Source organism: Catellatospora vulcania (assembly GCF_009720385.1).
Classification (GTDB): domain Bacteria; phylum Actinomycetota; class Actinomycetes; order Mycobacteriales; family Micromonosporaceae; genus Catellatospora; species Catellatospora vulcania.
In genome coordinates, this window is sequence record NZ_WARX01000001.1 from 1,411,555 (window position 1) to 1,433,403 (window position 21,849).

Genomic DNA, 21,849 nt, shown 5'->3' on the forward strand with positions numbered 1-21,849 from the left:
CCTGCCCGCCGACGTACGCCGCCGCGAAGACGTCACCGAGCTGGTGGCCCACGCCCGCGACGCGTTCGGCGTGATCAACGGTGTGATCCACTGCGCCGGCACCGTGCACGACGGACTCTTCACCGGCAAGCAGCCCGCCGAGATCCGCACCGTGCTCGGCCCCAAGGTGCACGGCGTCGCGCACCTGGACGAGGCCACGGCAGGCGACGAGCTGGACTTCTTCGCCGCTTTCTCGTCGCTGGCCGGGACGACCGGCAACCCGGGACAGTGCGACTACGCGTACGCCAACGCCTATCTGGACCACTTCATGGCCGCCCGCGCCGCCCGCGGGGACCGCGCCGGGCGCAGCCTGTCCATCGCCTGGCCGCTGTGGGCCGACGGGGGAATGCAGGTGACGCGCGACGTCGTCGACCACGCGATCCGGGTACGCGGCATGAGCCCGCTGCCCAGCGGGGCGGGTCTGGACCTGTTCGCGCGGGCCCTCGACTCCGGGCACCAGCGCGTCGTCGTCGTGCACGGCGATCCGGAGCGGGTCGCCGAGCAGTTCGACGTGCGCAGTGAACCCGATCCCGACACCGCTGCGCAGGCGGCGTCTCACCCGGCAGCCGTGCCGGCCGCGGCCGCCGCCCGCGTCACCGCCGGGCTGGATCCGCGCGAACCCGCCGACGCCATCGCGGTCATCGGCATGGCCGGACAGTATCCGCAGGCCCCGGACCTGGTCGCGTTCTGGGAGAACCTGAAGGAAGGCCGTGACTGCATCACCGAGGTCCCCGCCGACCGCTGGGACCACGACGCGATCTTCGACCCCGGGCAGGACCAGGCGGGCAAGACCTACAGCCGCTGGGGCGGCTTCCTCGACGGCGTGGACCGGTTCGACCCGACGTACTTCGGCATCTCCCGCCGCGACGCCGAACGCATGGACCCGCAGGAGCGGCTGTACCTGCGGACCTGCTGGCAGACGCTGGAGTCGGCCGGCTACCCCTCCGCGCAGCTGGCGCAGACCGCCGTCGGGGTGTTCGTCGGCGTCATGTGGAACCACTACCAGCTGGTCGACAGCGCCGCCGACGGCGTGCTGCCCACCGCGATGCACGCCGCCATCGCCAACCGGGTCTCCTACACGCTGAACCTGACCGGGCCCAGCATGGCCGTCGACACGGCCTGCTCCTCGTCGCTGACGGCCGTGCACCTGGCGGTGGAGAGCCTGCGCCGCGGCGAGTGCGACATGGCGCTGGCGGGCGGTGTGAACGTCAGCGTGCACCCGCAGAAGTACCTGCAGCTCGCGCAGGGCCGCTTCCTGTCCGAGGACGGACGCTGCCGCAGCTTCGGCAAGGGCGGCAGCGGCTACGTGCCGGGCGAAGGGGTCGGCGCGGTGCTGCTCAAGCCACTGTCGCGGGCGCGCGCCGACGGCGACCACATCTACGGGATCATCAGAGCGACCTGCGTCAACCACACCGGCCGCACCAGCGGGTTCACCGTGCCCAGCCCGGTGTCCCAGGCGGCGCTCGTACGCGGCGCGCTCGACCTGGCCGGCATCAATCCCAGCAGCATCGGCTACATCGAGGCGCACGGCACCGGAACCGCGCTCGGCGACCCCATCGAGATCGACGGCCTGCGCAAGGCCTTCGAACTCAACGGGCAGGCCCTGCCCGGATCGTGTGCGATCGGGTCGGTGAAGTCCAACATCGGCCACCTGGAGAGCGCCGCCGGTGTCGCGGGCCTGACCAAGACACTGCTGCAGCTGCACCACGCGCAGCTGGTGCCGTCGCTGCATGCCGCTGAGCTGAACCCGAACATCGACCTCGCCGGAACCCCGTTCGCCATCCAGCACGAACTGCGGGCCTGGCCGGAGCCTGCCGACGGCCGCACCCGCCTGGCCGGGATCAGCGCCTTCGGCGCGGGCGGCGCCAACGCCCACGTCGTCGTCGAGGAGTTCCGCAACCCCGCGCCCGTGCCGCAGACGGGCCCGGCCGTGGTCGTCCTGTCGGCCCGCGACGACGACACGCTGCGCCGCTACGCCTCGCAGTTGCTGGCCGCGGTGGACGGCGCCGGGCCGAGCGCCGAGGCCGAGGTACGCCACCAGATCGTCAGCGCGACCGCCGACGTGCTCGGCGTGCCCGCGGACGCCGTCGACCCGGCCGAGACACTCGCCGACCTGGGCGTGGACCTGGCCGGGCTGGCCGCCATCTGGCAGACCGTGCGGGCGAACCAGCCCACCGCCGGCGTCACCCCGCCGCTGGGCGTCTCGATCGCCGAACTCGCCCGGCAGGTGGCCTCGGCCGACGCCGGCCCGTCACCGGTCGACCTGGCCTACACCCTGCAGGTCGGGCGTACCCAGCTGAACACGCGCATGGCGCTGGTGGTCACCGACCTGCCGCAGCTGTGCCAAGGGCTGACCGCCTTCCTGGGCGGCGAAGCACCCGCGCCGGGGCGGCACTGGCGGGCCGCCGCCCCGGCGACGGCGACACCGCAGGACTGCCTGCGGCTGTGGCAGCAGGGCAGGCTCGACGAACTCGCCGCCGCGTGGGCGGCCGGGGCCGACGTGCCCTGGGCGCAGTGCTACCCGGCCGGGCACGGCCGGCGGCGGCTGCCGCTGCCCACGCCGCCGATGCGCGAGGAGCGCTACTGGCTCGGCGCCTGGCGGGCCGGTGCCGACATCGCCGCCCCGGCCCGGCTCGTGGCCGCCACCCCGGCCCCCGCCGACACCGCCGCCCCGGCCCGGCTCGCGGCTGCCACCCCGGCCCCGGCCGAGCCCGCCGCCCCGGCCATCGCGCGCGCCGTCGAGCCGTACCACGGCACCGAGGTCGAACTCAGCCTGCTGCAGCACGGCATCGCCCTGGTCACGCTGCGGGACAGCATGTTCAGCGCGGGCCTGATGCACGGGCTGGAGGCGACCTTCGCCGAGATCGAGACCCGCGCCGACATCCGGGCCGTCGTGCTGACCGGCACCGAGACCGTGTTCAGCCTCGGCGCGACGCCGCAGGCGCTGGAGCAGCTGGCCGCCCGGGAGACCCGGTTCACCGACACGCCCTTCGTCTACGAGGGCCTGCTGCGCTGCACCCGGCCGGTGATCGCGGCCCTGCGCGGGCGCGCCTCAGGCGGCGGCCTGGCCTTCGGGCTGTACGCCGACCTGGTGGTGCTGTCCGCCGACGGCAGCTACGGCGCGAACTTCATGACCTACGGCTTCACCCCCGGCATGGGCGCCACCCACATCCTCGAGAACCGGTTCGGCCGCTCGCTGGCCACCGAGATGTTCCTGACCGGCCGCAGCTACGCGGGCGACGAGCTCGCCCGGCGCGGCGCGACCGTGCCCGTCGTGCCCGCCGACCAGGTGCTGGCCACGGCGCTGGACCTCGCCAAGTCCATCGCCGACAAGCCCGCCGCCGCGGTCGCCGTACTGAAACAGGAGCTGGCCGGCAGGCTGCTCGCGCAGCTGCCCGACATCGTGCGGCGCGAGGCGCGGATGCACGAGCAGGTGCTCGGCGACGAGTCCATGCAGCGGGTGCAGGAGCACTTCCGCAAGGTACGCGACTTCGACTCCCCGCAGCCGCAGCCGCAGCCGCAGCCGCAGCCGCACCCGCAGCCGCAGCCGCAGCCGGTGGTGGTGCCCGCCGCCGACCGGGCACCACGGCCCGCAGCCGTCGCCGTGACGGCGGCCCCTCCCGTGCCTGCGCAGCGTCCCGCGCTGGCCGACGAGGACCTGCGGCGCACCATCGTCGCTTCCCTGTGCGCGATCCTCTACGCCGAGCCGGGCGAGATCGACGCCAAGCTGAGCTTCAACGAGATGGGCGTGGACTCCATCGGCGCGGTCGAGATCGTCCGCGACCTGAACCGCCGCTTCGGCCTCGACATCGACTCGGTGGCCGTCTACGACCACCCGACGATCCCGCGCCTGGCCGAGCACGCGCAGGACATCCACGCCCAGGCCGGCTTGCTGCACGCGTCGGCACTCGCCCACGCCGACGCCACCGCCCCCATGCCACCGGTCGACACTGTCGCCGCTGCGCCGCCGACCGCCGCCGAGCCGATGCCACCCGTCAGCGCTGCGCCGCCGGTCGTCGCCGAGCCGATGCCGGTCGGCGCCACGGCGCGCCCGGCCGTTGCCGAACCGGCTCCGCCCGTCGCCGTCGCGCTGCGGGCCGTCGCCGGGCCGGCCCAGCCGGAACGTGCCGCGCTTCCGACGCCGGCCGCCGCACCGCCTGGGATGGTGGCGCTGCGGCCGCTGGGCACGCCCGCGGCCCGGCCGGTGCACGCCGTCGCACCCGTGGCCGTCACCGCGCCCGCCGACGTGCGCGCCGACCGTGCACCCTCCGCCGTGACCGACGAGCCGATCGCCGTGATCGGCATGGCCGGGCGGTTCCCCGACGCCGACGACCTCGACCAGTACTGGGCGAACATCGCCGAGGGCCGGTGCAGTGTCACCGAGGTGCCCGACGCCCGCTGGGAGCGGTCGAGCTACTTCGACCCCGACCGCCGCGCCGAGGACCGGTCGTACAGCAAATGGGCCGCGCTGCTGTCGGACGTGGACCTGTTCGACCCCCGGTTCTTCCACATGTCACCGGTCGAAGCCGAGGCCATGGACCCGCAGCAGCGGCAGTTCCTGCAGCAGGCCTGGGCCGCGCTGGAGGACGCGGGCTACGCCGTGACCGGCGCCGCGCCGCGCACCGGCGTCTACGTCGGAGCCAGCGCCGGGGACTACTCGTACCTGCTGCGCGAGGCGGGCCTGGGCGACACCGGCCAGGCGTTCCTCGGCAACAACGTCGCCATCCTCGCCGCGCGCATCGCGTACCTGCTCGACCTGCGTGGACCCACCATGACCGTCGACACCGCGTGCTCGTCGTCGCTGGTCGCCGTCCACCTGGCCTGCCAGGCGATCCGCTCCGGCGAGTGCGACCTGGCCCTGGCGGGCGGGGTGGCGCTGATGAACACCCCGCAGATGCAGGTGTGGACGAGCCGGGTGGGGATGCTCTCGCCGACCGGCCGGTCCGCGCCGTTCAGCGACAGCGCCGACGGCATCGTGCTCGGCGAGGGCGTCGGGGTCGTCGTGCTCAAGAGCCTGCGCCGCGCGCTGGCCGACGGCGACCACGTACACGCCGTGATCAGGGCCAGCGGCGTCAACGGCGACGGCCGCACCAACGGCATCACCGCGCCGAGCGCGGCGTCGCAGGCCCGGCTGCTGCACGAGGTGCACCAGCGGGCGGGTATCGCCGCAGACGACCTCGGCTACCTCGAAGCACACGGCACGGGCACCCACCTCGGCGACCCGATCGAGGTCAAGGCCCTCAACGAGGTGCTCGGCACGGCGAGCCGGCGGGCGTTCTGCGGCCTGGGGTCGGCGAAGGCGAACATCGGCCACACCACCACCGCCGCCGGGATCGCCGGACTGATCAAGACGGTGCTGGCGCTGCGCCACCGCCAGCTGCCCCCGCTGCCCGGCTTCGACGCCGCCAACCCGAAACTCGACCTGGCCGACAGCCCGCTGTTCGTCGTACGCGAACTGCAGCCGTGGGCGGCCGGACCGGGCGGGGCCCGGGTCGGGGCGGTCAGCAGCTTCGGCTTCAGCGGCACCAACTGCCACGTCGTGCTCGCCGAAGCACCGGAGCGCGCACCGGTCGAGCAGGCCGGGCCGGACCTGTTCCTGCTGCCGGTCTCGGCCCGCACCGAGCAGGAACTGCCCGCCGTCGCCGCCGCGCTCGCCGCCGCCGTCGCCGCCGGCGAGCACCGCCTGCGCGACATCGCCTACACCCTCAGCATCGGCCGGACCCACCTGTCGGCCCGCGCCGCGCTGCTCGCCGCCGACCGCGACGAGCTGGTCACCCAGCTGCGTGCGCTGGCCGCCGGGCAAGCCGCGAACCTCGTCCCGACGGCGACTCCGGAGCTGGCGGCGCTGGCCCAGGCATACCTGCGCGGCGACTCCCCGGACTGGACCCCGCACGTCGCGGGCGGTCGCCGCATCCCGCTGCCGCCCTACCCGTTCGCCCGCGAGCACCACCGGGTGCAGGCACCGGGCTCGGCGCAGCCCCGGCGCATCGGCCCCGATCACGTGCTGGCCGCCGACCACGTCATGGGCGGCACCCCGCTGCTGCCCGGCATGGCGAGCGTGGCGCTGGCGATCGACGCCGCCGCCGCACGCGGGATCGCCGGTCCGCTGCGGCTGACCGGCGTGCGCTGGCTGCGGCCGTGCGAGCTGACCCGCCCCCGCGCGCTCGTGCTGGGCGGAAAGCCCGGCCCGGACGGCGTCTGGCCGTTCGACCTGACCATCCAGGGCGAGACCGAACCGCTGGTACGCGGCTCGCTGCGCCAGGCCGCCGACGCCCCCGCCGAGACCGTCGACCTCGGGAAGCTCACCGCACGCTGCCCGGCCCGCCGCGACGGCCGACAGCTGTACGACTCCCTTACCGCCGCCGGGCTGTCCTACGGGCCCGCGCTGCGGCGCATCCAGCACGTGCTGGTCGGCGACGGCGAGGCGCTCGGCGTCCTGGACGCGCCCGCCCCGGCCGACCCCTGGGTCCGTGACACGGCACAGCTGGACGCGGCCCTGCAGGTCATCGCCGCGCTGACCGCGCAGGAGCGCGCCGAGACCCTGGTGCCGTTCGCGGTCGCCGCCGTCACCGTGCAACGCGCCCCGGCGCAGGCCCGCTACGCCCACGTGCGCCGTGACGCCGAGGGCACGTACACGGTCACCGCCTGCGACGCCGACGGGCGGGTGTGCGTACGGCTCGACGGCGTGGCACTGCGCCCGCTGCCCGCGCCGCGCGACCCGGCGAGCCTGCTGTACGTGCCGCAGTGGCGTCAGCTCCCGACCGTGACCGCCGACGGCGCACGGGGCCGCGCCGTGATCTGGCACCCGCCGGGCGGGCAGGCGCTCGCCGACGCGTTGGCGGCCGCACACGGCCCGGACGCGGTCGCGGTCGCCTACCACGGGTCCGACGCCGACCTGGGCCCCGACGGCGACGTGCCGGACATCGCCTACTTCCTGTGCGAGACCGGCCCGGTCGGCCCGCCGGAGGACGACCAGAGCGCGGCGGCGCTGCTCAGCCTGGTGCGGCGGCTGCTCGCCCGGGACGGGGCGCACCGCTCGGTCACCCTCAAGGCCGTGATCGCCGGCGCCGTCACGGTCGCCGAGGGGGAGGCGGCACAGCCGCACGCGGCAGGGGTGCTCGGCCTGTGCGCCAGCATCGCCGCCGAGCTGCCACGCTGGTCCGTCGGCTGCGTCGACGTCGGGTCGCAGCCGTGGAGTGCGTCCGAACTCGCCGCCGCGCTGTACGCCGAGCCGGCCGACACCCGCCTGGTCGCGCTGCGCGACGGCCACCGCTGGACACGCGGCCTGAGCCCGCTGCCCGCGGACGGCCCGCCGACCTCGAACGGCCCGCTGCCCGCGGACGGCCCGTCGGCCTCGAACGGCCTGGCATCCCTGAACGGCCTGGCACCTCTGGATGGACCGGCACCCGGGGACGGGTCGCTGTGGCGGCGGGGCGGCTGCTACGTCATCCTCGGCGGCACCGGCGGGCTGGGCATGGCCGTGGGCCGCCACCTGGCCCGCACCGCCGCCGCCCGCCTCGCGCTCATCGGCCGCCGGCCGCTGGACGCCGAGGTGCAGCAGCGACTCGACGAGCTGCACGCCCTGGGCGGCGAGGCGATCTACCTACAGGCCGATGCCGTGGACCTCGAGCAGCTGCGCCGAGCCGTCGAGGCGGCCCGCGCCAGGTTTGGACCCGTCAACGGCGCTGTGCATGCGGCGGGTGTGCTGCGGGACAGGACGCTGGCCAACCTGGGCGCCGACACGTTCGGCGCGGTGTACGGGCCCAAGGCCGCCGGGACGGCCGCGTTCGCGCAGGCCCTGCGCGACGAACCGCTCGACTTCCTGGCGCTGTTCTCCTCGGCGGTGTCGTTCACGGACGCGGCCGGTCAGGCCAACTACGCGGCGGCCAGCACCTTCCAGGACGCCTACGCCCACCACCTGCGTGCGCGGGGCGTGCCGGCGGTGGCCGTCAACTGGGGCTACTGGGGCAGCGTCGGCCTGGCCGCCCAGGACCACCACAAGCAGCGGATGGGACAGTTCGGTGTCGACTCGCTCGAACCGGCCGAGGCCATGGCGGCCTTCGAACAGGTGCTCGCCCGGCGGCTCGGGCAGGCAGTCGTGATCAAGGCAGACCGGTCCGGCCTGGCACGCCTGGGCGTCTTCGACCGTCCCGGTGACAGTCAACCCGCACCGGCCGCGCAGCCGGTACCGGTCGCGCAGCCGCGAGCGGCGGCCGGCGGGCACACCGGCGAGGTCGGCGACGCGGCGGCACGCGCGTACGTACGGCGGATCTTCGCCGAGGTGCTCAGGTTCTCCGCATCCGAACTGGACGACGAGTCGACGTTCGACGTCTACGGCGTCGACTCGCTGCTCAGCCAGAACATCGTGTACCGGCTGGAGCAGGATCTGGGCGAGCTGCCGGCGACGCTGCTGTTCGAGCAACTCACCATCGCGCAGCTGGCCGGGCACCTGGCCCGTACCCGGTCGGCGCGGTTGGCCGCGGTGCTGGGACCCGTCGCGCCGCAGGAGGCGACGCCCGTCGCGGCGGCCGGGCCGGTCCGGGTCGTGGAGAAACCACGGGAGACGACCGGCGGCGACATCGCCGTCATCGGCGTGAGCGGCCGCTACCCGGGCGCGGCGGACATCGACGAGTTCTGGGCCAACCTGTCCGGGGGCGTCGCCAGCATCCGGGAGGTCCCGCCGGACCGGTGGGACTGGCGTCCCCACTACGACCCGCAGAAGGGCACGCCGCAGCGCAGCTGCAGCAAGTGGGCGGGCTTCATGGACGGCGTCGACCAGTTCGACGCGCCGTTCTTCCAGATCCTGCCCCGCGACGCCGCCGACATCGACCCGCAGGAGCGGCTGTTCCTGGAGAACTGCTGGAACCTGCTCGACCGGGCCGGATATCTCGGCGACACCACCCATGAGCCGATGACCGGCGTGTTCGCCGGGGTCATGTACGGCTCGTACGGTCGGATGGCCGCCGCGGGCTGGGCCAGGGGCAAGCTCGCCGGGGCGCACTCGGCCTACTGGTCGGTGGCCAACCGCGTGTCGTACCACTTCGACCTGCGCGGCCCGAGCTTCGCCGTCGACTCGGCGTGCTCGTCGTCGCTCACCGCCATCCACCTGGCCTGCGAGAGCCTGCGCCGCGGCGAGTGCCGGATGGCCATCGCGGGCGGCGTCAACCTGGTGCTGCACCCGTCGCACCACGTCGCCCTGTCCGGCCTGAACATGCTGTCGGCCGACGGCGCCTGCAAGGTGTTCGACGAACGCGCCGACGGGTTCGTCCCCGGCGAAGGCGTCGGGGCTGTGCTGCTCAAGCCGCTGGCCGACGCCGAGCGCGACGGCGACGACATCATCGCCGTGATCAAGGGCAGCCTCGTCAACGCCGGCGGCAAGACCGGCGGGTACACCGTGCCCAACCCCAACGCCCAGGCCGAGCTCATCGCCGAGGCCGTACGCCGGTCCGGGGTGGAGCCCCGGTCCGTCGGCTACATCGAGGCGCACGGCACCGGCACCAGCCTCGGCGACCCGATCGAGGTGTCCAGCCTGATCCGGGCCTTCGACGACCTCGGGGACGCGCCCGAACGGTGCGCCGTGTCGTCGGTCAAGGCCAACATCGGGCACCTGGAGGGCGCGGCCGGCATCGCCGGGTTCACCCGGGCGCTGCTGCACCTGCACCACGCGACGGTCACCCCCTGCGTGAACCTGCAGACGCTCAACCCGCGGATCGACTTCGGCGACTCGCCGTTCTACCCGCCGCGCGAACTCGCGGCCTGGCCGCAGCCGACCGATCGCACGGGACGGCCGCTGCCGCGCCGCGCCGGAGTCAGCTCGTTCGGCGCGGGCGGCGCCAACGCCCACGTGATGCTGGAGGAATACATGCGGCCAGACGACGCCGACACCGACCGCGCGGGCGAAGAACAGCTGTTCCTGCTCTCCGCCCGCACCCCCGAGCAGCTCAGGCAGTCCGCCGCCGACGTCGCTGACCTGCTCGACCGGCCCACCGCCGATGTGGACCTGCGCCGGCTGGCATACACCAGCCAGGTCGGGCGCAAGGACATGGCCGAACGGGTCGCGGTGCTCGCCACCGACGTCGGCGAGCTGCGCGACCGCCTGCGCGCCTACGCCCGGGGCGAGGACGTCGCGCAGGTCGTCGGCGGAACCGTGGGCCGCGACGAGGCCAGCCGGTCCCTGCTGTCCGGCGACGACGGCGTCGACTTCGTCGGCTCGCTGCTGGCCCGCCGGCAGCTGGCCAAGCTGGCCAGGATCTGGGTCGCCGGGGTGAAGGTCGACTGGAGCGGCTGGTGGCCGCAGCCCCGCCCGCGCCGGGTGGCGCTGCCGGCGTACCCGTTCGACCGCCGCCGCTACTGGCTCGACGACGACGCGACCACGGCACCGGCCTTCACCTCGGCACCGGCACCGGCACTGGCATCGGCACCGCAGCAGGCGAACGCACCGGCCGAGCAGCAGGTGCGGGTGGCTCTCGGCACGGGCCCGCACCTGAGCGACCACCGCGTCGGCGGCGCCCGCTGGCTGCCCGGCGTCGCCGCCCTGGACCTGGTGGGCGCCGCCTACCAAGGCGCAGGCGGCCCGATCACGCTGCAGGACGTGTCATGGCCCGCCCCGATGATCCTCGACGGCACCGCCGTGGCGGCGACCGTGACGCTCACCCACGCCGGGCCGGGCACGTCGTTCGAGGTCCAGGCGGACGACGCGCAGCACACCGTGGTGGCCCGGGGACGGGTGGCGTCCGCGACCGCGGCCCCAGCCGAACGGGCCGACCTGGCCGCGGCGCGGCGGCGGTGCGCCATAGCCGCCGACGTCGAGGCCTTCTACACCGGCTTCGCCCGCGGCGGTCTGGACTACGGGCCGGGCATGCGCGTGGTACGCGAGCTGTGGCGCGGCGACGGCGAGGCGCTGGCGCGGCTGGCCCCGGTCGCGCCCGCCGCCGGAGCCCTGTTCGACCCGGCACTGGCCGACGGAGCCCTGCAGGTCATCGCGGCCGTCGTCGCGGGGGAGGGGACTTACCTGCCTGTCGGATGCGAGAAGATCACCGCGTACGAGCCGGCAGCCGGACCGTGCTGGGCCCTGGTACGCGAGGCGGCAGGCCACGCTCCCGACGGCAGCCGGTTCTTCGACGTGCTACTCGTCGGCGACGACGGGCAGATCCTGGTCCGGTCGGCGGCGGTACGGGTCGCCCCGGCGCTGCGGGCCGCCCGCCGCGACACCGGCGCGCCGACCTCCTGCCGCTACCTGCGTCCCGGATGGGAACGAGCGCCCCTGGCCAAGGGCGGCGCGCTGCCGCGCACGGTAGCCGTCTACGGCGACGACCCCGCCCTGATCACCGCGCTGACCAAGCGGCTGACCGAACACGACGTACGGGTCCTGCCCGCACCGGCGAGTAGCCGCGAGGACCACCGGCGGCTGGTGGAGCAGTGGCAGGCGCAGGGGATCGTGCCCGACGCGATCGTCCACCTGCCCGCGACCGCCCCGCTGGACGCCGCCGGCCTGGACCGGGCCCTGGACACCGGTTTCTACCCGTTCCTGTGGTCGGCCACCGCGCTGCTGTCACGCGGCCCGGCCACACCGCTGCGGGCGGTGTTCGCCTGCGCCGAGCACGGCGGGCATGCCCAGCCACAGCACGCGGCGATGAGCGGGCTCATGAAGACCCTCGCCCTGGAGCACAGCGGCTTGCGCGGCACCGTGCTGCGGGTCGCGGCACCCAGCCCGGACGACCTGGCCGCCGCCGTCGCCGTCGAGCTGTCCGACACCGGGTCCGCGATCACCGAGATCGCCTACCGCGACGGCGACCGCCTGCTCCGCACACTGGAACAGTTCACGCCGCGTACCACCGGCGAACCCGGCGAGCTGCCGATGCGGCCGGGTGGCACCTACCTCGTCACCGGCGGCACCGGGGCGCTCGGCCTGCACGTCGCCGAGTTCCTCGCCCGCAACGCCGGGCCCCTCGACCTCGTACTGGTCAGCCGGAGCGGGCCCGGCGAGCAGGCCCGCACCCGCATGGACCGGCTGACCGGCGACGGCGTCCAGGTGCACTGGGCGCAGGCCGACATCACCGACCCGGCACAGGTGCGGCAGCTCGTCGCCCGGACCACCGAACGCCACGGCCCGATCCACGGCATCGTCCACGCGGCCGGGGTGCTGCGCGACGGCCTGGCCGCGCGCAAGGACCGCGCCGACATCGAGCAGGTGCTCGCGCCGAAACTCACCGGAGCCCTGCTGCTCGACGAGGCCGTCGGCGAGTCCCCGCTGGACTTCTTCGTGCTGTTCTCGTCGATCGTCGGCGAGACGGGCAACATCGGCCAGGCCGACTACGCGTACGCCAACGCGTTCCTCAACCAGCTCGCCGTCGACCGGCAACAGCGGGTCGCCCAGGGCCTCCGGCACGGCCGGACGGTGTCGATCGGCTGGCCGCTGTGGCAGGACGGCGGCATGGCGGTCGACGAGGGAACCCGGCGCATGTTCGCCCAGCGCTGGAACATGGTGCCCATGCGCACCGAGCTGGCGCTGCGCGTGTTCTGCCAGGCGGTCGCCAGTGCCGAGCCGGTGCTGCTGGCCGTCGAGGGCGCAGGCGAGCAGGCGGCCCCGCCGCCCGTACCGGCACCCGTACCGGCGGTGACGGTGAGCGGCGAGCCGCAGACCCGGGCCGCCGTCGAAGCTGAACTGCGGCGCATCGCCGCGGGTTTCCTGCTGGTCGAGCCGGCCGAAGTGGACCTGCGGGCGGAGCTGTTCGAGCAGGGGTTCGACTCCATCTCGCTGACGCAGCTCGTCAACGCCGTCAACGACAGCTACGGACTGGCCCTGCTGCCGACCGTGCTGTTCGAGTGCCCGAACCTGGAGGCGTTCGCCCGCTACCTGTGCGAGCACCACGCACCGGAGGTCACCCCGGCGGTTGCGGCCGCCGCGCCCGTCGCGGCGGTTGCCGAGGTGACGCCGATCGCCGTGCCGGTTGCGGAGGTGACGCCGATCGCCGTGCCGGTTGCCGAGGTCGTGCCGGCCGCGGTGACCGAGCCCGCCGCCGCACCGGCCGTCCGGGTCCGTGACCACGGCACCACGCCCATCGCCGTGATCGGGATGGCCGGGCTGCTGCCGGGCTCGGCCGACCTCGACGAGTTCTGGCAGCACCTGATGGCCGGTGACCACCTCGTCCGGCCGGTGCCCGCCGATCGCCACGATCTGCTGTCCGACACCAGGACCCGGGACGTCAGTGGCGGCTTCGTCGACGGCGTGGCGGACTTCGACGCCGCGTTCTTCGGCATCTCCGCCGCCGAGGCCGCCCTGATGGACCCGCAGCAGCGGCTGTTCCTGGAGGTCACCTGGCGGGCCGTGGAGGACGCCGGATACCGCCCCAGCGCGCTGGCGGGCAGCCGCACCGGCCTGTTCGCGGGCGTGTCCACCTCGGACTACCTCGACCTGCTGCACCGCAACGGGGTCGACGTGCAGGCGCACACCGCGACCGGGCTGTCCCACTCGATCCTGGCCAACCGCGTGTCGCGCCTGCTGGACCTGCGCGGGCCCAGCGAGGCGATGGACACCGCCTGTTCCAGCGCCCTGGTGGCGATCCACCGTGCCGCCCGCGCCATCCTCGACGGCGACTGCGACCTGGCCATCGCGGGCGGCGTCAACGTCACCCTCAGCCCGGGTCTGTTCGTCGCGTTCGTGAAGTCGGGCATGCTGGCCGCCGACGGGCGGTGCAAGACGTTCGACAAGTCCGCCGACGGTTACGTACGCGGCGAGGGCGCCGGGGCGGTGCTGCTCAAGCGGCTCGACCACGCCGAACGTGACGGCGACGCCGTCTATGCGGTGCTGCGGGCCAGCGCGGTCAACCACGGCGGGCGCTCCACCTCGCTGACCGCCCCGAATCCCGAAGCCCAGTCGCAGGTGCTGATCCAGGCGTACGAGCGGGCCGGGGTCGACCCGAGCACCGTCACCTACATCGAGACGCACGGCACCGGCACGTCGCTGGGCGACCCGGTCGAGGTCGAGGGGCTCAAGCGCGCCTTCGACCACCTGTACACCACCGCCGGGCTGGCCAGGCCGCAGCGGCCGCACATCGGGCTGGGCTCGGTGAAGACGAACGTCGGCCACCTGGAGTCCGCGGCGGGCATCGCCGGGGTGCTCAAGGTGCTGCTGTGCCTCAAGCACGAGCAGTTGCCGCCCATGCTGCACTTCCAGGAGCTCAACCCGTACCTGCGGCTGGAGGGCACGCCGTTCTTCATTCAAAACCAGGGCGGTGCGTGGACCGGAGCGACCGAGCACGGCGTCCGGGTACGCCGGGCCGGGGTGAGCTCGTTCGGATTCGGCGGCTCCAACGCGCACGTGGTGCTGGAGGACTACGCCGCCCCGCCGGTCGACGGGCCCGCGACGCCCGCGACGCCGTCGGTCGCGTCGCACCTGTTCGTGCTGTCCGCTCCCCGCCTGGACACGCTGCGCGGCTACGCGGCGAACCTGGCCGGGTTCGTGAAGGACAACCCGGACGCCGACCTGAGCCGCATCGCGTACACCCTGCAGACCGGTCGTGAGGCCTACCGTGAGCGGCTGGCCGTGCTCGCCCCCGACGCGCAGCGGCTGGTCGAGGCGCTGTCGGCGGCGGCGCGTGACCTGCCCGGCGGCGACACGCTCTTCCTGCAGGCTACCGCCGACGAGGCGGCCCCACCGGCCGAACCCGACGCCGACGCCGCCGACCTCGCCGAGGCGTGGGTCAACGGCGCGCTGGTGGAATGGGAGCTGCTCTGGGCAGACCAGCGTCCGCGGCTCATGTCGCTGCCCGGCGTCCCGTTCACCAAGGTGCGCCACTGGTTCAAGGTGCCCGCGGCCCAGGCCGCCGTCGCTCAGGCTCCTGCTGCTCAGGCTTCCGTTGCTCAGGCGGCGACTGCTCAGGCCGCTGTCGCTCCGGCCCCTGTCGCTGCGGCGACCGTCGCCAAGGAGGCTGCGGTCCAGCCGTCCGCGGCCGTGACCGGGCCGTCCGCGGCTGCGGCACTCCCGTCACCGGGATCTGCGGCAGCCGGGGGCACGCAGGTCACCGACCGTCGCCGCCCGGCAGGCGAGAAGATCCGGCTGGCCGCGGCCCCGGCGCGCGGCCGAGGCGGTCTCACCCTGGCAGCGCGGCCAGGCAGCGCCGCGTCGCCGCCCCGCGAAGCCGGCGGCGAAACCACGCCGACAGCACCCGAGCAGCCGCAGACCACCGCGCCCGCTACGGCACCGGCGAGCCATCGGGAGCCCGACGCCGACGCTCGCGGCGGTGCGGCCGGCGCGGCCGAGGTCGACGGCCTGATCCGGGACAGCCTGGCCGAGGTGCTCGATCTCCCCGCCGAATCGATCACGCCGACCAGCTCCTTCACCGGCATCGGCCTGGACTCGATCTTCCGCATGGAACTGGTACGCCGCATCAACACCGCCTACGGGCTGGAGCTGAAGGCCTCGGAGCTGTACGACTTCGACACCGTCGCCGAGCTCACCAGGGAGGTGCTGGCCGCGATCGCCGCCTCGCCGCAGGCCGCACCTGCCGTACCCGACCCGGCGCCCGCCGTGCCGGAGCCTGCACCGGCCGCCGAGGCGCTGCCCACACCTGCCCTCACCCCGCCGCCCGCACCCGCCGTGCGTCCTGCCCCGGCCGCACCCGCGGCGGCCCCCGTCGCCGGGCCCACGACCGGGGGCGATCACGCCGCGGCGCAGGCGCACCTGGCCAGGCTGCTGTCCACGGTGGCCGGCCGGGCGCTGCCCGCCGACGCCGGTCTCGCCGACGGCGGGCTGACCTCGTTCGACATGCTGCGCAGCGTGAGCGTGCTGGAGAAGCGGTTCGGCGCGTTGCGCAAGACGCTGCTGTTCGACCACCCGACGATGCCGCAGCTGGCCGGTCACCTGATCGAGCAGTACGGGTCCGGCGCGGTGGCCCGCCTGGCCGAGGCCGCCGACCTGGCCGAGGCCGGCTCGGCGGGCAGCGCCGACGGCGTCGCGCTCACCCCGGCGGCCCCACCGCCCGCGGGCGGGTGCGCCATCGTGCGCAAACGCAGCCTGCCGGAGTATCCGGAGCTGGCCGAACTGGTCGCGACCCTGGACAGCCGCTGGGCCAAGGAAGGCGGCCTGGCCGGACGCGACATCGCCCCGCTGATATTCCTCGGGGCCGAACGGGAGGGCTACTTCAACTTCTCCCGGCGCGACGACGTCCTGTTCGCCTGGAGCTACGTCGGCTCGCGCGAATACCTGCCCGTCCTGGTCGAGCAGTACGTCGCCTACGCCGACCGGCACCGGCTGCGGCCCAACTTCCTGTCGATGGAACGTATCGAGCAGGTGGCGGGCGTCGACTACACCGCCACGCCGTTCGGCGCGATCCAGCGGCTGGAGGACCTGGGCTCGTTCACCCTGTCCGGCAGCCGTATGCAGCGGCTGCGCTACATGGTGGGCAAGTTCCAGTCGTCGGGTGCGTGCCGCGTCGAGGAGTACGCCGTGGGCGCCTCGCCGCAGACCGACGCGCAGATCGTCGAGCTGATGGGCCGCTGGGGCGACTCGAAGCAGATGGTCAACCCGTACGTGGCGGTCGTGGCCGCCGAACTCGGCCAGGGGCGGCTGGCGGCCCGCCACCGCATGTTCCTGACCCACGTCGACGACACGCTGTGCAGCGCGATCATCGTCACGAAGCTGCCCTCCGAACCGGCGTACCTGCTGGACCTGGAGTTCTATCCCGAGGAGGCGCCGCTGGGCGGGCTCGAGTTCGCGATCGTGCGGATCATCGAGCAGCTGCTGGCCGAGGGCGTGGAGATGTTCAGCTTCGGGGCGAGCTTCGGCGTGCAGACGGTCGAGTCGCCCAACGCCGCCCCGGAGGTGGCGCAGGGCATGTCGGAGCTGCGTTCGGTAGGCGTGTTCGGGGAGGGCAACTTCCAGTTCAAGAACAAGTTCCGGCCGACCAACCTGCCGATCTACCTCTGCCAGCCCGACGACGACCGGGCCACCCCGGTCGCCGACATCATCCTGATGATCGCCAACCCCGACCTCGGCACGGTGGTGCCGGAGGAGCTGGGCTCCGCGCCGGTCACCGCCGTCGTCGCGCCCGGGGCGGCGACATCCTCACCCGCCGCCACGTCGCCGGTCCCGGCTTCCGCAGCCCCGACCCGCGCGGTCGCCGCGCCGTCGACCCTCGCCCTGGCCGCCGCGCCGTCGCCGGCCGCCTCGGCGGTCTCCGGTCGCACGGCTTCGGCTTCCGGCACCTCCGCGCCGCCGGTTACGGCGGATGTCGCCGGCCGGTCGGCGGTGCTCGCCGCAGCCGGTCACAACCCCGTCACCCTGGCCGCGGACGCGGTGGAGTACGACCTGATCACCGACTCCTGGGCGGAGCTGTCCACCCCGGCTGTGGCGCAGCGCATGGCGCAACTGAACGGGCATGGCCCGGCGACCGCCCCGCCGGCCCCGGCCTGGCTGGACTTCGCCCAGGTCGTCCCGACGCCGTCGGGGCGGACCGCCGAACACCTGCTGTGCCAGAGCTGGCCCGCGCCACCGGCGACCGTGCTGCACAACGGGCTGTTCCCCACCTGGCTGATGAGCCTGGCCGAATCCGGCTTCCAGCCCGTCGCGCTGAACCAGGAACCCCCGGCCGAGGACGAGGTCTTCCACGACCTCGACGTGGCGCAGCTGCGTTCGGCGCTGGCGCAGCGACCGGGCCAGGTGTCGATGGTGTGCCTGGAGCTGAGCAACAACGCCCACGGCGGGCACCCGGTCTCACTGCGCAACCTGCGCGAGGTCGCCGGCGTGCTGCGCGAGGCCGGTGTGCCGCTGGTCCTGGACGCCACCCGCGTCGTGGAGAACGCCGCGTTCATCGTCGCCAACGAGCGCGGCCAGCAGGGCCGCGGCGTGTGGAAGGTCGTCGGCGACCTGCTGGCCACCGCCGACGCGGTCACGATGAGCCTGTCCAAGGACTTCGGCCTCGACTTCGGCGGCCTGGTCGCCGCGCGAGGCCAGGCGCTGGCCGACCGGCTGCGCGAACACACCAGCACGAAGGGCCACCTGGTCAACCGCGCCGGACGGGCCCTGATCGCGACCGTGCTGGCCGACGCGGACGCGGTCGCCGCCCAGGTCGGCAAGCGCATGGCGACCGTCAAGTCGCTGTACGTCCAGCTCGCGGCCGACGGCCTGCCGGTCGTCGGGTCCCCGGGCGGGCACTGCGTGCTGCTCGACGTGGCCCGGATGCCCCGCTTCGCCGCCATGGAGCATCCGGTGCCGTCCTTCCTGGCCTGGCTCTACACCCAGACCGGCGTACGCGGCGGCCCGCACCTGGCCGCGGGCAGGCACGCCCTGGTCCGGCTCGCCGTCCCGGTGGGCACGGCACCGGGCGACGGCCGGCGGATCGGCAAACGCATCGTGGCCGCCTGGCACCGGGCCGACGACCCGGTCGAGCTGATCCCCGTCGACCCGTCCGCGCCGCCCGCCACCGCGGTCTACCACCCGGCCCACGTCGTGCCCCGTGACATCCGAAACGCGCTGCGCGAGGGCGCGCGGGCCCGCGACGACAACGAGGCGGTGCTGGCCGAATCCGGCGCCCGGGTCCAGCGGCGCCTGCTGCGCCTGTCGGGCCACGACCCGTACCCGGGCGAGGTCGAGGTCTTCACCGCGGGCGCCGGACCGACCCTGCTGCTGGTGCACCCGTTCAACATCGGGGCGGGACTGTTCGCCGAGCAGTTCGCCGGACTCGCGCAGCACTGCCAGGTGGTCGTCGTGCACGCCCCGGGCGTCGGCGCCACCAACGCCTCGGCCGACCTGACCCTCAACGGGCTGGCCGAGATGCACCACGCCGCGCTGCGCGAACTCGGCGTCAGCTGGCCGGTGCACGTGGGCGGCGCGTCGTTCGGCGGGCTGACCGCGCAGGCGTTCGCGCTGCGCTACCCGCAGGAGACCGCCTCGCTGACGCTGATCTGCAGCTCCTACAAGTCGGGCAACCGCTCCAACGAGGTCAACCGACTCGACGTCGTGATGCGCGAGGACTTCGACCGGCTCGCCGCGGCGGGGTCGACCAACCTCGACGAGGACCGCCGGCGGCACCTGGAGCAGCAGCTGCTGCGCTGCGAAAGCATGGACCCGCAGACCGGGCTGCGCTACCTGGACGTCTTCGCCGGGCAGCCCAACCTGCTGTCCCGGCTGGCCGACATCGCCGTACCCACCCTGATCATCCAGGGCCGCCACGACACCGTGATCCCGATGAAGACAGCCCACCTGCTGCACGGCAGCATTCCGCACGCGCGCTTCGAGCAGATCGAGGCGGGCCACTTCCCGATGCTGACCGACCCCGACACGCTCAACGAGCTGATCGCCGCCTACCTGGCCGAGCACGAGGAGACGGAGCCCCGCGCATGACCACTACGTTGATCCATCCGCAGGTGTGGCGGTCGGCCGACGGGTCGGTATGCCGACTGGTCACGATCAAGCCCGGCATGTGCGGGCACAACTCGCTGTTCTACGGCCAGCTCGGCGACTGGACCTGGGAGACGGTCAGCGAGCTGTGCGAGGCCGACGCGTTCAACGCGTACAACGCCGCCGGGCAGCCGACCTACCTGTCGTTCTACTACTTCCACGTCCGGGCGGGCGACGCCCTGCACCCGCGCTCGCTGAGCTTCGGGCACCGGGTCGAGGTCGTCTCCCGCGTCTTCGGGTTCGGCAGCGAGTCGGTGCTCACCCTGCACCGGCTGCGCCAGGTCGGGCCCGACTACGAGGCCGACCCGGACGCGGGCTTCGAACCGTACGAGTTCTACGACGCGCCTCGCGCCGACTGCCTGTACGTGCAGAACTTCAACCGCTGGGTCTCGCGCGGCCGGGACGGCAGCAACGAGGGCCTGGTCGCCGCGGCCCCGGTCGGGTTCCGGCACGAGCACCTGCCGCAACTGCCGGCGCAGTACTCTCCGCGCCTGGTCTACAGCCGGGCCCGGCAGCAGCTGACCTTCCACGACCCGCAGCAGCCCGGCTGGCGCGAGGTGGTCGGCGAGCACCGCACCGACTACCGGATCGACATCTCCCGTGACGTCAACGGCGTCGGGCTGCTGTACTTCGCGTCCTATTTCTCCATCGTCGACGGCGCGCTGCTCGGGCTGTGGCGCGAGCTTGGCCGCAGTGACCGGTCGTTCCTGGACCGGGTGGTTCACGACCAGAAGCTGTGCTACCTCGGTAACGCCGATGTGGACACCCGGTTGCGGATCACGATGCGCTCGTGGCGGGCCGAGCACGACCCGGCCGAGGAGATGTTCAACGCCGTGATCGAGGACAGCGCCACCGACCGGGTCCTGGCGGTTTGCACGCTTCACATCCGCTCGGAGGGCAGCCATGTCGAACGTCGCTGAACCGGACCGGGAGAAGATCGCCATCCTGGTCACCGAGACGATCACGGCCATCCTGCCGCTGGTCACGCCCGATCAGATCCGTGAGGACATCCACCTGATGGATCTCGGCGCGGACTCGGTCGACCGCGTCGAGATCATCATGCTGCTCATCGAGCGGTGCGGCCTGAACGAGCCGATGAGCAGCTTCAGCGCGATACCCGACATCGGCGCACTGATCGACTTCGTACGGGAGAGGAAGCGGCGATGAGCCTGACCGGCATCGGCATCGAAGCGATCAACGTCTTCTGCGGGCTGGCCCAGCTGCCCGTGCCGGCCCTGTTCGACGGCAGGGGCCTGGACCGGCAGCGGCTCGACCACCTGATGATGGAGTCGCGGTCGATCGCGCTGCCCTGCGAGGACCCGGTGACCAACGCCGTCAACGCGGCGCTGCCCATCGTCCGCGGGCTCGGCGACGCCGAACGCGACAGCATCGAAATCCTGATCACGTCCAGCGAGTCGGGCGTCGACTACAGCAAGTCCATCAGCTCCTACGTGCACGACCTGCTCGGGCTCAGCCGGCACTGCCGCGTGTTCGAGGCCAAGCAGGCCTGCTACGCGGCCACCGCGGCGGTGCAGCTGGCCGCCGCGTACGTGTCCTCCGGCGTGTCGCCCGGAGCCAGGGCGCTGGTCATCGCGACGGACGTGGCCATGGTCGACGCACGGGCCGGGTACGCCGAACCGGCCACCGGCCACGGCGCCGCGGCGATGCTGATCAGCGACCAGCCCCGGGTGATGGCCTTCGACCTGGGCGCGTTCGGCACGTACAGCTACGAGACGCTGGACTCGGCCCGGCCCGGTCCCGACTTCGACATCGCCGACGTCGACGCCTCCCTGTTCGCCTACCTCGACTGCCTGTCGCAGACGTTCGCCGACTACCGCACCAAGGTCGACGACGTCGACTTCGCCACGACGTTCGATTACCTGGCGCTGCACACGCCGTTCGCCGGGCTGGTCAAGGCCGGGCACCGCAAGCTGATGCGCGAGCAGGCACGGGCCTCGGTCGAGGAGGTCGACGCCGACTTCGCGGCCCGGGTGATGCCGTCGCTGCGCTATCCGAGCCTGGTCGGCAACCTGTGCTCCGGAGCCGTCTACCTGGCGCTGTGCAGCCTCATCGACAACGCGCCCTACACCGACGGGGCCAGGGTCGGGATGTTCTCCTACGGCTCGGGCTGCGCGTCGGAGTTCTTCAGCGGGCTGATCGACCAGGGTTCGCGCGACGAACTGGCGCGCATGCGCATCGCCGAGCACCTGGCCGCCCGCCTGCCGCTGACCTTCGCCGAGTACGCCGAAATGCTCGAGGAGAACAAGCAGTGCCTCGTGCCGGTGCCCGACCGCGAGGTCGAGATCGCCCGGTACAAGCGCTTCTTCGAGGCGAGCGCCGAGCGGGGGCCGCTGCTGGCGCTGCGCGGCGTCGAAGCCTTCCATCGCAAGTACGAGTGGGTTTAGGAGCCG

At 73.7% G+C, this 21,849-nt stretch carries 4 protein-coding genes (1 of these 4 only partly in view); all 4 read left to right on the forward strand.

What is annotated here, in order from left to right:
• Tightly spaced (each overlapping or abutting the next), the 4 genes in view from F6W97_RS25460 to F6W97_RS25475 form a layout consistent with a single transcriptional unit that may run on beyond the window.
• Positions 1 to 19,381, forward strand: partial view of an SDR family NAD(P)-dependent oxidoreductase gene (locus F6W97_RS25460; protein WP_155372903.1) — the 3' portion only. The gene continues 2,018 nt to the left of window position 1, outside the view; the window shows 19,381 of its 21,399 coding nt (coding positions 2,019–21,399); its start codon lies beyond the left edge, outside the window; the stop codon is at positions 19,379 to 19,381.
• Positions 19,378 to 20,358 carry an LnmK family bifunctional acyltransferase/decarboxylase gene (locus F6W97_RS25465; protein WP_155372904.1) on the forward strand — a complete coding sequence of 327 codons (981 nt, stop codon included), beginning with the start codon at positions 19,378 to 19,380 and terminating at the stop codon, positions 20,356 to 20,358. Before F6W97_RS25460 ends, F6W97_RS25465 begins: the two co-directional genes overlap by 4 nt.
• On the forward strand, positions 20,342 to 20,605 hold the full coding sequence (locus tag F6W97_RS25470; RefSeq protein WP_155372905.1) for a phosphopantetheine-binding protein: 264 nt from the start codon (positions 20,342 to 20,344) through the stop codon (positions 20,603 to 20,605). The genes F6W97_RS25465 and F6W97_RS25470 overlap by 17 nt, the downstream gene beginning before the upstream one ends.
• Positions 20,602 to 21,843 carry a hydroxymethylglutaryl-CoA synthase family protein gene (locus tag F6W97_RS25475; RefSeq protein WP_155372906.1) on the forward strand — a complete coding sequence of 414 codons (1,242 nt, stop codon included), beginning with the start codon at positions 20,602 to 20,604 and terminating at the stop codon, positions 21,841 to 21,843. The genes F6W97_RS25470 and F6W97_RS25475 overlap by 4 nt, the downstream gene beginning before the upstream one ends.
• Positions 21,844 to 21,849 lie beyond the last annotated feature (6 nt).